At 73.0% G+C, this 11928-nt stretch carries 11 protein-coding genes; all 11 read left to right on the top strand.

Features of this window, described 5'->3' with window-relative positions:
* Positions 1 to 147: 147 nt before the first annotated feature.
* The 11 genes from ACZ7LK_RS17680 (at position 148) to ACZ7LK_RS17630 (ending at position 11923) form a co-directional block, all read left to right on the top strand.
* A complete protein-coding gene (locus ACZ7LK_RS17680) occupies positions 148 to 1716 on the top strand; it encodes a DUF6801 domain-containing protein (RefSeq protein ID WP_471141701.1) in 1569 nt (522 codons plus the stop codon).
* Positions 1717 to 1903: 187 nt separating this feature from the next.
* On the top strand, positions 1904 to 2887 hold the full coding sequence (locus tag ACZ7LK_RS17675; protein ID WP_392273946.1) for an ABC transporter ATP-binding protein: 984 nt from the start codon (positions 1904 to 1906) through the stop codon (positions 2885 to 2887).
* Positions 2884 to 3858 carry an MlaE family ABC transporter permease gene (locus tag ACZ7LK_RS17670; RefSeq protein ID WP_471141698.1) on the top strand — a complete coding sequence of 325 codons (975 nt, stop codon included), beginning with the start codon at positions 2884 to 2886 and terminating at the stop codon, positions 3856 to 3858. Before ACZ7LK_RS17675 ends, ACZ7LK_RS17670 begins: the two co-directional genes overlap by 4 nt.
* 2 nt (positions 3859 to 3860) lie before the next feature.
* Entirely contained in the window at positions 3861 to 4667 is an 807-nt protein-coding gene (locus ACZ7LK_RS17665; RefSeq protein ID WP_471141695.1) for an MlaE family ABC transporter permease, read from the top strand.
* Positions 4664 to 5902: an MCE family protein gene (locus tag ACZ7LK_RS17660; protein ID WP_471141692.1), complete on the top strand. Its 1239-nt coding sequence runs from the start codon at positions 4664 to 4666 to the stop codon at positions 5900 to 5902. The genes ACZ7LK_RS17665 and ACZ7LK_RS17660 overlap by 4 nt, the downstream gene beginning before the upstream one ends.
* Positions 5899 to 6930: an MCE family protein gene (locus ACZ7LK_RS17655; RefSeq protein ID WP_469464196.1), complete on the top strand. Its 1032-nt coding sequence runs from the start codon at positions 5899 to 5901 to the stop codon at positions 6928 to 6930. Before ACZ7LK_RS17660 ends, ACZ7LK_RS17655 begins: the two co-directional genes overlap by 4 nt.
* On the top strand, positions 6927 to 7967 hold the full coding sequence (locus ACZ7LK_RS17650; RefSeq protein ID WP_471141689.1) for an MCE family protein: 1041 nt from the start codon (positions 6927 to 6929) through the stop codon (positions 7965 to 7967). The genes ACZ7LK_RS17655 and ACZ7LK_RS17650 overlap by 4 nt, the downstream gene beginning before the upstream one ends.
* Positions 7964 to 9052: an MCE family protein gene (locus ACZ7LK_RS17645; RefSeq protein WP_392273940.1), complete on the top strand. Its 1089-nt coding sequence runs from the start codon at positions 7964 to 7966 to the stop codon at positions 9050 to 9052. Before ACZ7LK_RS17650 ends, ACZ7LK_RS17645 begins: the two co-directional genes overlap by 4 nt.
* On the top strand, positions 9049 to 10239 hold the full coding sequence (locus ACZ7LK_RS17640; protein WP_471141685.1) for an MCE family protein: 1191 nt from the start codon (positions 9049 to 9051) through the stop codon (positions 10237 to 10239). Before ACZ7LK_RS17645 ends, ACZ7LK_RS17640 begins: the two co-directional genes overlap by 4 nt.
* Positions 10239 to 11435 (top strand): MCE family protein, encoded by a 1197-nt coding sequence (locus tag ACZ7LK_RS17635; protein WP_392273938.1) that lies wholly within the window; start codon positions 10239 to 10241, stop codon positions 11433 to 11435. The genes ACZ7LK_RS17640 and ACZ7LK_RS17635 overlap by 1 nt, the downstream gene beginning before the upstream one ends.
* Complete coding sequence (locus ACZ7LK_RS17630) at positions 11432 to 11923, top strand: hypothetical protein (RefSeq protein ID WP_471141682.1); 492 nt, start codon at positions 11432 to 11434, stop codon at positions 11921 to 11923. The genes ACZ7LK_RS17635 and ACZ7LK_RS17630 overlap by 4 nt, the downstream gene beginning before the upstream one ends.
* The last annotated feature ends 5 nt before the right edge of the window (positions 11924 to 11928 follow it).

Below are 11928 nucleotides of genomic sequence, written 5' to 3'. Positions count from 1 at the left end.
TCAAGGGTTCAAAAGAGAAAAAAACAGAAAGGGATGGGTGGTACCCCCCCCGCTCGGTGCTCGTTACCGACCCCACCCCCACAAAACCCCCACCCCCGGGGCGCCCACCGTGGGACGGACAGCAGCGGGCGATGTGGGGGTTGACCGATGGGCAGCAGCACGACCGGCGGGCCGGGCCGCCGGCGCACCTGGGCGCGCACCGCGTCCGTGGGGGCCGTGGTGCTGGTGGCGGGGCTCGTGCCCGGCACCGGTACCGGGGTCGCGGTGGACGAGGGCGCGCAGCCCGCCGGCGGGGTCTTCGGCTACGCCTGCCGGCTGCCGGGCGGGGAACACCCGGCGGAGGTACGGGTCTCGGCCACGCTGCCGCGCCAGGTCGCGGCCGGCCGGCCGGTGCGCCCCTCGGACGTGCGGGTCGCCGTGCGGCTGCCCGCGGAGGCGGTGGCCGAACTGGCCGCCCTGGGCGCCGCGTCCGCGAGCGGAGCCGTCCGTCTGGCCGGGCGGGTGGCGCAGGGCGACGACACCGCCGACCTGCCCTGGACACAGCTCACCGTCCCGGACGGCGCCCTGCCGGTCACGGGGCCGTACACGGTGGAGGGCGCGGGCGCCGTGCCCTCGGTGACCGCCTCCGCGGCGGGCGACCTCGTCTTCTCGACCGGGCCCGTCACCCTGGACCTGCTGCTGCGCAAGGCCGACGACACCCCGCTCGTCCCGCCCGTCCCCTCCCTCACCTGCGCGCCCGAACCGGGCCAGGACATCACGATGGGCCGGGTCGCGGTGCTCCCCGGGCCCGGCACCGGTGACCGCCCGCCGGTCGTCGACGGGCCGTCCCCCGGCCCGGACGGCCCGGACGGCCCGGTACCGGTACCGGAGGGCCCGGACCCGGTACCGGACGGTCCGGCGGGCACGCCGCCCGGCACGCCGCCCGGCACGCCGCCCCCGGGCCCCGGCCCGCGCCCGGGTCCGGCACGGGGTCACGGGGCCGGCCGGGCCGACGACTGCGTGGAGGCCCCACCGGTGAGCCAGGATCCCGTACCGAGCCACGGCTACATCGCCGGCTACGCCAACGTCCTGAAGCTCGGCTCCGCCATGTTCCTCAAGGACCCCGGCCTGATGAGGGTGAACATGGCCAAGGCCACGCAGACCTACCAGTGCCCGCGCGACGACGGGCTCGTCTTCACCATGTACAGCGACGCCACCCTCGACCACCGGGGGAAACCGCAATTGCCGCCCGTCCGGTCGACGTTCCTCACCTTCGGCTTCATGCCGACGACGGCCACGGCGGAACTCACGCTGGCCGGTCCCATGGACATCGCGACCGGCAGCTACTTCTCACCCGACGGGCAGTTCTCCGAGGTCACGAAGGCGACCGCCGAGCTGTGGGTGCGGCTCTCCGACGTGAAGGTGAACGGCACCCCCCTCGACGTCGGCCCCGCCTGCCGCACCGCCCGGCCCATGAGGCTGACACTGACCGGGCGCGGCTGGTACGACGCCGAGGGCAGGCCCCACGGCTACACGGTGGTCACCGGCGGCCCGCTGACCGGCTCCGCCACCATCCCCGAGTTCAGCGGCTGCGGCGCCACGGAGGACCTGGACCCGCTGTTCACCGCCTCCCTGTCCGGGAGCGGCAACCACACCAGGCTGACGCAGGGCGTGCTGTGCTCACCGGGCCAGCCGGAGTTCTGCCCGGACCCGCCGAGGCCGAAGCCCGAGCGGTGACCCGGCCGCGCGCGGTACGCACGGAGCGACAAAGAATCCCCGCCGGTTTGTCATGCGGTGACAAATGGCCCGGCGGCCGCGAAGACGTCGTGTGCGGCGCTTGTCCGGGACCTTCGGGTGACCGTAACGTGCGCCTCCCGACGCACTTTTGTCACTTCCTCAGCAAGAGCGGGACCTGGGAGTTGTGGTGGGAACAGAAGTGGTCGTCGAAGGACTCACCAAATCCTTCGGCAAACAGAACATCTGGCAGGACGTCACGCTCACCCTGCCGGCCGGTGAGGTCAGTGTGATGCTCGGCCCCTCCGGCACCGGCAAGACCGTATTCCTGAAATCACTCATAGGGCTGCTGAAACCCGAGCGCGGGCGCGTGCTCATCAACGGCGTCGACATGGTGAACAGCCCCGAGCGCGACATCTACGAAACGCGGAAACTCTTCGGCCTCATGTTCCAGGACGGGGCGCTCTTCGGCTCGATGTCGCTGTTCGACAACGTCGCCTTTCCGCTGCGGGAACACACCCGCAAGAAGGAGTCCGAGATCCGCCGCACCGTGATGGAGCGGATGGAGATGGTCGGCCTCGTCGGGGCGGAGGGGAAACTGCCCGGCGAGATATCCGGCGGTATGCGCAAACGCGCCGGGCTGGCCCGCGCCCTCGTCCTCGACCCGCAGATCGTCCTCTGCGACGAGCCCGACTCCGGACTGGACCCCGTCCGCACCGCCTACCTCTCCCAACTGCTGATCGACCTCAACGCGCAGATCGACGCCACGATGCTGATCGTCACGCACAACCTCGACATCGCGGCCACGGTTCCGGACAACATGGGCATGCTGTTCCGGCGCAATCTCGTCACCTTCGGACCCCGTGAGGTCCTGCTCACCAGCGACGAGCCGGTGGTGGCGCAGTTCCTGAGCGGGCGGCGCGAAGGCCCCATCGGGATGTCGGAGGAGAAGGACGCCGCGACGCTGGCGCGCGAACAGCGGACCCCCACCACCCACGCGCCCCGGGTCGTCGCCCCGCAACTGGAACCCTCGCCCGGCCTGCCGCCCCGCGCCGCCGTCCAGCGCCGTCGCGAACGGGTCCTCGCCATGCTGCCCCGCCTGCCGGAGGCCGCCAGGACCGCGATCCTCCGCAGCTACGCCCCCGCCGGCACGGGGGGCGGTGCCGCCTCATGACCACCGACCACCCGGGCACCCCCCGCCCCACTACCCCGGACACCGCCACCCCGGACACCGCCACCCCGGACACCGCCACCCTCCCGGACATCCGGACCGCCCCACCGGCCGATCCGGTGCCCGGCCCCTCCACCGGCCCGGCCACCCGCCCCTCCACCGGCCGGCAGCGCCCGCACCGGGGCGGGGACGCCCACCGGCCGCCCTCGCGGGCACTGGCGCCGCTGCGGGAAACGGGGCGGCTGTTCGCCCTCGCGGCCACCGTGGCCCGCGACACCTTCCGCCGGCCGTTCCAGTTCCGCGAGTTCGTCGAGCAGTTCTGGTTCGTCGCCGGCGTCACGATCCTGCCCGCGGCGCTGGTCTCGATCCCGTTCGGCGCGGTCATCGCCCTCCAGGTCGGCTCGCTCACCCAGCAGCTCGGCGCCCAGTCGTTCACCGGCGGTGCCAGCGTGCTGGCCGTCATCCAGCAGGCCAGCCCCCTGATCGTCGCGCTGCTGATCTCCGGCGCCGGAGGGTCCGCCATCTGCGCCGACCTCGGCTCCCGCAAGATCCGCGAGGAACTGGACGCCATGGAGGTCATGGGCGTGTCGCCCGTCCAGCGCCTGGTCGTCCCGCGCGTCCTCGCCACCATGCTGGTCGCCGTGCTGCTCAACGGCATGGTCTCCGTCGTCGGCACCCTGGGCGGCTACTTCTTCAACGTGATCATGCAGGACGGCACCCCCGGCGCCTACCTCGCCAGCTTCTCCGCCCTCGCCCAGCTACCCGACCTGTGGATCAGCGAGATCAAGGCGCTGATCTTCGGCTTCCTCGCCGGCATCGTCGCCGCCCACCGGGGCCTCAACCCCCGCGGCGGACCGAAGGGGGTCGGCGACGCGGTCAACCAGTCCGTCGTCATCACCTTCCTCCTCCTCTTCTTCGTCAACATGGTCCTCACCGCGATCTACCTCCAGGTCGTCCCCGCGAAGGGAGCCTGAGGATGGCATCCCCGCTCGCCTGGCTCGACCGCTCCGGCGACCACCTCGTCTTCTACCTCAAGGCCCTCGCCTGGATCCCGCGCACGCTGCGCCGCTACTCCCGGGAAGTGCAACGCCTGCTCGCCGAGGTCGCCTTCGGCAGCGGCGGCCTCGGCGTCATCGGCGGCACCATCGGCGTGATGATCGCGATGACCCTGTTCACCGGCACGGTCGTCGGCCTCCAGGGCTACGCCGCCCTCAACCAGATCGGCACCTCCGCCTTCACCGGGTTCATCTCCGCCTACTTCAACACCCGCGAGATCGCCCCGCTCGTCGCCGGACTAGCCCTCTCCGCCACCGTCGGCGCCGGCTTCACCGCCCAGCTCGGCGCCATGCGCATCAACGAGGAGGTCGACGCCCTCGAAGCGATGGGCGTGCGCTCCCTGCCCTACCTCGTCACCACCCGCATCATCGCCGGCGTCGTCGCCATCGTCCCGCTCTACGCGATCGGGCTGCTCTCCTCCTACCTGGCCTCCCGCACCGTCACCGTCCTCTTCAACGGCCAGTCGGCCGGCACCTACGACCACTACTTCACGCTCTTCCTCTCCCCGGACGACGTCCTGCTCTCCGTCCTGAAAGTGCTGGTCTTCAGCGTCCTGGTGATCCTCGCCCACTGCTACTACGGCTTCCGCGCCTCCGGCGGACCGGCCGGCGTGGGCGTCGCCGTCGGCCGCTCCGTGCGCAACGCCATCGTGCTGATCAGCGTGACCGACTTCTTCCTGTCCCTCGCGATCTGGGGCGCGACGACGACCGTGAAGGTGGCCGGATGAGCCGTATGCCGACCGTACGCAGACGCCTCGCCGGAGTGGTGTTCCTGCTGGTCCCCGTCCTCCTGGCCTGGCTGTCGGTGGCCGTCTACGACAAGCGGTTCACCCGGGACGTCACGGTGACCGTCCTCACCACCAGCGCCGGCAACGAGATGCACCGCGGCGCGGAGGTCAAACTGCGCGGCGTCGTCATCGGCGAGGTGCGCGACATCCGCGCCGACGGCACCGGTGCCCGCCTCACCCTCGCCGTCGACCCGGACCACCTCCACCGCGTCCCCGCCGACGTCACCGCCCAGATGCTGCCCACCACCCTCTTCGGCGAACGGTTCGTGGCCCTCGTCCCGCCCACCGCCAACCCGTCGCCCCGCGCCCTCGCGGCCGGGGCGGTCATCCCGCAGGACCGTTCCGCCAACGCCGTCGAACTGGAGCAGGTCCTCGACCGGCTGCTCCCGCTGCTGACCGCCGTCAAACCGGAGAAGCTGTCCGCCACCCTCACCGCCGTCGCCCAGGCGCTCGACGGACGGGGACAGCAGCTCGGCCGCACCCTCGTCACCCTGGAAGCCCACCTCGAGCGGCTCAACCCCCACCTGCCCGCCCTCAACCGCGACATCGCCCACCTCGTCGAGGTGAGCCGGGTGTACGCCGACGCCGCCCCCGACGTCCTCGACGCCCTCACCGACTTCACCACCACCAGTGGCACCATCGCCGACCAGCAGGCCCGGCTCGCCGGCCTGTACGGGGCCACCACCACCTCCGCGAAGGACCTGACGGCCTTCCTGCGCGGCAACCGGAGCAACATCATCCGGCTGTCCGCCGCCTCCCGCCCCACCCTGGAGGCCCTCGCCCGCCACTCGCCGTCCTTCCCCTGCACCCTGCGTACCCTCGCCGGCTTCGTGCCCGCCATGGACAAGGCGCTCGGCAAGGGCACCGACGAACCCGGCCTGCATGTGAACGTCCGCACCGTGCCCTCCCTCGGGAAGTACGTCCCCGGCAAGGACCGGCCCGTGTACGACGCCACCGGCGGACCGCACTGCTACGCGGTCCCCTACACCGGGAAGCCCGCCGCCACCCCCCGCGCCGGCGGCCGCGGCCTCGGCCTGCCCAACTCGCCGCAGGAGAACCGGCTCGTCAACGAACTCATCGCCCCCGGCCTCAGGACCGGCCCCGAGGCCCTGCCCGACTGGAGCACCGTCCTGACCGGCCCCGTCTTCCGCGGAGCGGAGGTGACCCTCCGGTGAAACGCCGCTCCCTCGCCGGACCGCTCGTCAAATCACTGGTGTTCATCGTGGTGACCGTCCTCGCCACCACCGTCCTGGCGTTGTCCGTCGCCAACGAGGGCGTCGGCGACACCGTCACGTACAAGGCCCGCTTCACCGACGTCACCGGCCTCGTCGAGGGCGACAGCGTCCGCATCGCCGGAGTGAAGGTGGGGCAGGTCGAGTCGGTCGGAGTGGTCGACCGCCGGATCGCCGAAGTCGCCTTCGCGGTCCGGCGGGGCCGCTCCCTGCCCGCCTCGGCCACCGCGTCGATCAAGTACCTCAACATGGTCGGCCAGCGCTACATCGACCTCGACCGGGGTGCCGGCCCCGTCGGCCGGACCCTGCCCGCCGGGGCCGTCATCCCGCTGGAACGCACCACCCCCGCCCTCGACCTCACCCAGCTCTTCAACGGCTTCCGGCCGCTCTTCCAGGGCCTGTCGCCGAACGAGGTCAACAGCCTCGCCGGGTCGATCGTGCGGGTCCTTCAGGGCGACGGCGGCACCGTCGACTCCCTCCTCGAACACGTCGGGTCGCTCACCACCACCGTCGCGGGCAAGGACGAGGTCATCGGCGAGGTCATCAAGAACCTCAACACGGTGCTCAAGACGGTCAACGACCGCGAGGCCGGCTTCGACGACCTCGTCGTCACCCTCCAGGAACTCGTCAGCGGCTTCGCCCGGGACCGCGAACCGCTCGGCGAGGCCATTACCGCCATGGGATCGCTCACCACCGTCACCGCCGGCCTCCTGGAGGACGGCCGCGCCCCGCTCAAGGACGACATCCGCCAACTCGGCCGCCTCTCCGGGGAGCTGGCGAAGAGCACCGACCGGATCGAGACCTTCCTCCGCACCACCCCCGCCAAGATGCAGGCCGTCGGACGCCTCGCCTCCTACGGATCGTGGCTCAACCTCTACCTGTGCGAGGCCACGGTGACCGGCGTCGGCACCGACGACGGATCCCCGCCGCCCACCGGCGTCCCGATCACCGAACCGAGGTGCCGCGCATGAGACTCCCCTCCCCGAAGCGCCTCACCCCCGTACGCGAACGCGACCCCGTCACCGTCGGCGTCGTCGGCCTGCTCCTCCTCGCGCTCCTCGCCCTCGGCGCGTGGAAGGCGGACGCCCTGACCGGCGGCACCACCACCTACACCGCCGACTTCACCGAGGCCGCCGGACTCGACGAGGGCGACGAGGTCCGCGTCGCCGGCGTCAAGGTCGGCGAGGTCACCGGCATCGCCCTGGACGGGGCGAAGGTCCGCGTCCGCTTCGAGGTCGACGACACCACCTGGATCGGCGACTCCACGACCGCCGCCATCGCCATCAAGACCCTGCTCGGCGCGAAGTACCTCGCCGTGGACCCCCTCGGCACCCGCCCCCAGGACCCCGCCACCCGCATCCCCACCGCACGCACCACCTCCCCCTACGACGTCACCCAGGCCCTCACCGGCCTCGGCGACACCATCGACGCGATCGACACCCGGCAGCTCGCCGAGAGCTTCCGGGCCATCTCCGCCACCTTCGCCGACTCCCCGCCCGATGTGCGCAGCGCCGCCACCGGCCTGTCCGCCCTCTCCAGGTCCGTCTCCTCGCGCGACGCCCAGCTCGCCGAACTCCTCAAGGGCAGCAAGCGGCTCACCCGTACCCTGGCGGGCAAGAACAGCCGCTTCGAGACCCTCCTGGAGGACGGCGGCCTGCTCCTCGGCGAACTCCAGGCCCGCCGTGACGCCATCCACCTCCTGCTCACCGGCGCCCGGGACCTCGGCACCCAGCTCACCGGACTCGTCCAGGACAACAAGGACCAGCTCGGACCCACCCTGGCCGCCCTCGGCCGGGTCACCGGGGTGCTGCTGAAGAACCGCGACAGCCTCGACCGGACCCTCGCCCTGGCCGGCCCGTACTACCGCCTCGTCGGCAACACCCTCGGCAACGGGCGCTGGTTCGACACCTACGTCTGCGGCCTCGTCCCCCGGACCTACCTGACCCCCGGCACGCCACCCGCCACCGGGTGCATGCCGCCGCGCCCCGAGGGAGGCGATGCCCGGTGAACCTCCGACGCGCCCTCGGCATCACCGCCGGGCTCGCCCTGGTGGCCGTGGCCGGAACCTCCGGCGTCCTGGCCCTCGACGAGTCCCGGACCACCCGCATCACCGCCCGCTTCGACCGGGCCACCGGCGTGTACGAGGGCTCCGACCTCCGCGTCCTCGGCGTGAAGGTCGGCACCGTCGGCCCCGTACGCCCCCGGGGCACCGAGGTCGAGGTGACCCTGCTGATCGACGAGGGCGTCCGCGTGCCCGCCGGCGCCCACGCCGTCATCGTCGCGCCCAGCGTCGTCTCCGACCGCTACGTCCAGCTCGCCCCCGCCTACACCGGCGGCCCCGAGATCCGCGACGGCGCGGTCCTGCCCGCCGCCCGCAACGCCACCCCCCTGGAGGTCGACCAGCTCTACGCGTCCCTCACCGAACTCAGCGAGGCACTCGGCCCGAAGGGCGCCAACGCCGACGGGGCGCTGGCCGGCCTGATCGGCACCGGCGCCGCCAACCTCAAGGGCAACGGCAAGGCCATCGGCGACTCCGTGGAGCAGTTCGGCAAGGCCGCCAGGACCCTGGACCGCAGCAGCGGCGACCTGTTCGCCACCCTCACCCACCTCCAGTCCTTCACCACCATGCTGAAGAACAACGACAGCGAGGTCCGCCGGGCCGAGCGGCGGCTCGCCACCGTCACCACCTTCCTCGCCGAGGACAAGGAGAACCTGGGCGCCGCCCTCAAGGAACTCGGCACCGCCCTCAGCCAAGTCAAGACCTTCATCGAGGACAACCGCGCGAGCCTGAAGAAGAACGTCGACGTCCTCCTACCGCTCACCCGCACCCTCGCCGACCGGCGCGCCTCGCTCGCCGAGGCCCTCGACACCGCGCCCCTCGCCGCCGGCAACGCCCTCAAGGCGTACGACCCCTCCCACCGCACCCTCAACGGCCGCGCCGACATCAACGAACTGAGCTTCGGCACCGGGACGGCGGCGACACCGGGCGGCCTCGTCCCCGTCGACGCCGCCCGCCGCAAGGACCTGCCCGCCCTCCCGCTGCCCGCCGTCGGCACCGTGTACGGGACCCCGGGGAAGGGGGCCGCGCGGTGACCCGGCCCTCCCGTACCGCCACCACGGTGGGCGCCGCGCTCGCCCTCGCCGTCGGGTTCGCCGCGACCGTCGCGAGCTGCGACGTACCGGCGGGCGGCCTGCGACTGTCCGGCATCGAGCAACTGCCGCTGCCCGGCGGCGCGGACCTCGGGGACCACCCGTACGAGGTCACCGCCGAGTTCGCCGACGTCCTCAGCCTCGTCCCGCAGTCCGCGGTCAAGGTCAACGACGTGGCCGTCGGCCGCGTCACCCGCATCGCCCTCGACCGTTCCGACTGGTCCGCCACCGTCACCATGCGGGTCAACGGCGACGTGCGGCTCCCGGCCAACGCCTATGCCCACCTCGAACAGTCCAGCCTGCTCGGTGAGAAGTACGTCCAGCTCACCGCACCCCCCAAGGGCCACGGCACCCTCGGCGACGGCGCCCGCATCCCCATGAGCCGCACCAACCGCAACCCGGAGGTGGAGGAGGTCTTCGGCGCCCTGTCGATGCTCCTCAACGGCGGCGGCATCCAGCAGCTCCGCACCATCACCACCGAACTGGGCACGGCCCTGCGCGGCAACGAGACCGAGGTCCGCTCCCTGCTGGCACGGCTCGACACCCTCGTCGGAACCCTGGACGGCAACCGGAGCAACATCACCGCCGCCCTCGACGGCGTCAACCGGCTCTCCGCCACCCTCGCCGCCCGCGAACGGGACGTCGACAAGGTCCTCACCGGCCTGAGCCCCGGCCTCAAGGTCCTGGAGAAGCAGCGTGCCTCGCTCCTCACCATGCTCGGCGCGCTCGACACCCTCTCCGGTGTCGCCGTCGACACCGTCAACCGGAGCAAGGCCGACCTGATCGCCGACCTCAAGGCCCTCGGCCCCACCCTCCGGGCGCTGGCCGACTCGGGCAAGGCGCTGCCCGACTCGCTCCAGGTGCTGCTCACCTACCCGTTCACCGACGAGGTGCTGCGCGGCGTCAAGGGCGACTACCTCAATGTCTACCTGGACGTCACCGCCGCCCCCGGAACGCAGATCATCCCCGCGCTCACCCCACCGGACGACACCCCACCCGACGAAACCGCGCCCGGCGGCACCGCGCCCGGCGGCACCGCCGGCCCGCCCGCGCGCACCGGGGCGCCGCCCCCGCACGTTCCCCTGCCCCTGCCCCTGCCCCTGCCCCTGCCGTCCGCCGGGAGCGACTGATGCTGACCCCCGCCATCCGGCTGAAGAATCTCGCCTTCCTCCTCATCGGCGTCCTCGTCCTCGGCTTCCTCGGAGTCCGCTACGCCGACGTTGGCCACCTCGTCGGCATCCGCGACCACTACACGGTCCGGGTCCGGCTGGACACCACCGGCGGGCTGTTCACCCACTCCAACGTCACCTACCGGGGCGTCTCCGTCGGCCGTGTCGGGCCGATCCGGCTCACCGAGGACGGTGTGGAGGCCGAACTGCGCATCGCCAGGTCGGCCCCCGACATCCCCGCCGACCTGGAAGCCGTCGTCGCCAACCTCTCCGCCGTCGGCGAGCAGTACATCGACCTCCGCCCCGTCTCCGACGGCGGCCCGTACCTGCGCGACGGCGCGGTCGTCGCCCGTGCCGACACCCGCACCCCGGCGCCGGTCACCACCGTACTGAGCGGCGTCGGCGACCTCGCCTCCTCCATCGACCTGGAGGCGCTGCGCACCGTCGTCGACGAACTCGGCACGGCGCTGAGCGGCCGCGGCGACGACCTCCAGGCCCTGATGGACGCGGGCGACGACGTCGTCCGGGCCGCCGACCGGGCACTGCCCGCCACCACCCGGCTGATCAGCGACGCCGAGACGGTGCTGCGCACCCAGGCGGAGGAGGGCGAGGCCCTCGCCTCCTTCGCCACCGGGGCCAGGGAACTGGCCGCGCGGCTCAAAGCCTCCGACACCGACCTCCGCACCCTGATCGCCGCAGCCCCAGACGCCGCCGGCCGGATCAGCGCGCTGCTCCGGGACCTCGACCCCGAGTTCGGGGTCGTGCTGGCCAACCTGCTCACCACCTCGGAGGTGGCGGTGACCCGGGAGCGCGGCATCCGGGAGTTCCTGGTGACCATGCCGGCGCTCGTCGCCGCCGGGTCCACCGCCGTGACCCCCCGCGGGGTCGGCCTCGGTATGTCGGTGACCTTCTTCGAACCCCTGCCCTGCACGGCGGGGTACGAGGGGACGACGTACCGCAACGGCCTCGACCTCACCTCCCCGCCGGCCCTCAACACCGGGGCCCGCTGCACCGCCCCGCCCGCCGGCGGCACCAACGTGCGCGGCTCCGCCAACGCGCCCTCCGGCGGCCCGCTGCCGCCCCCGGCCACGGCGCCCGGCGCCACCCTCCCCGCCGGGAGCATGGGCGACCTGCTCGGGCTGGGGGACGGCCGGTGAGGCGGTACGGGTGGTGGGCGGCCGTCGCCGTGGCGGCCCTGCTGTGCGCGCTCGCCGGCCGGTCGTACGCCGGGGCGGCCGGCGACGCCACCCGCGCCCTCGCCGAGGCCAGGGACCACGCCCTGGCCGACGGGCGCGGCCACCTCGCCCGGCTCCGCGGCCTGGACGCCGCACATCCCGCGGCGGCCCGCGCGCAGTGGCTCGACGCCACCACCGGTGACCTCCACGAACAGGTGCGGACGGCCGCCCCCCGGAAGGACGCCGACCCCGGCGCCTCCGCCCGCGCCACCGTCACGGACGCCGCGCTCACCGCCCTGGACGACCGGGCCGGAACGGCGCGGCTCATCGCGACCGTACGGGTCGAGACCACGCCCGCCGATGGCGGGCCCGCCGCCACGGACCGCGAACGCCTGGAGGCCGGGCTCGTCCGCACGGGCGACGGCTGGAAGGTCGCCGCCCTCACCGCGGTACCGGTGGCCGGACCATGAAAGGA

It is taken from the genome of Streptomyces sp. NPDC039423 (assembly GCF_055598725.1).
Note: the sequence above shows the minus strand (reverse complement) of the source record. Positions and strands in the feature narration are given on the sequence as shown.

Coding starts and splice junctions, on each gene's coding strand:
- ACZ7LK_RS17680 (WP_471141701.1), top strand. CDS start 148: ATGGGCAGCAGCACGACCGGCGGGCCGGGCCGCCGGCGCACCTGGGCG.
- ACZ7LK_RS17670 (WP_471141698.1), top strand. CDS start 2,884: ATGACCACCGACCACCCGGGCACCCCCCGCCCCACTACCCCGGACACC.
- ACZ7LK_RS17665 (WP_471141695.1), top strand. CDS start 3,861: ATGGCATCCCCGCTCGCCTGGCTCGACCGCTCCGGCGACCACCTCGTC.
- ACZ7LK_RS17660 (WP_471141692.1), top strand. CDS start 4,664: ATGAGCCGTATGCCGACCGTACGCAGACGCCTCGCCGGAGTGGTGTTC.
- ACZ7LK_RS17650 (WP_471141689.1), top strand. CDS start 6,927: ATGAGACTCCCCTCCCCGAAGCGCCTCACCCCCGTACGCGAACGCGAC.
- ACZ7LK_RS17635 (WP_392273938.1), top strand. CDS start 10,239: ATGCTGACCCCCGCCATCCGGCTGAAGAATCTCGCCTTCCTCCTCATC.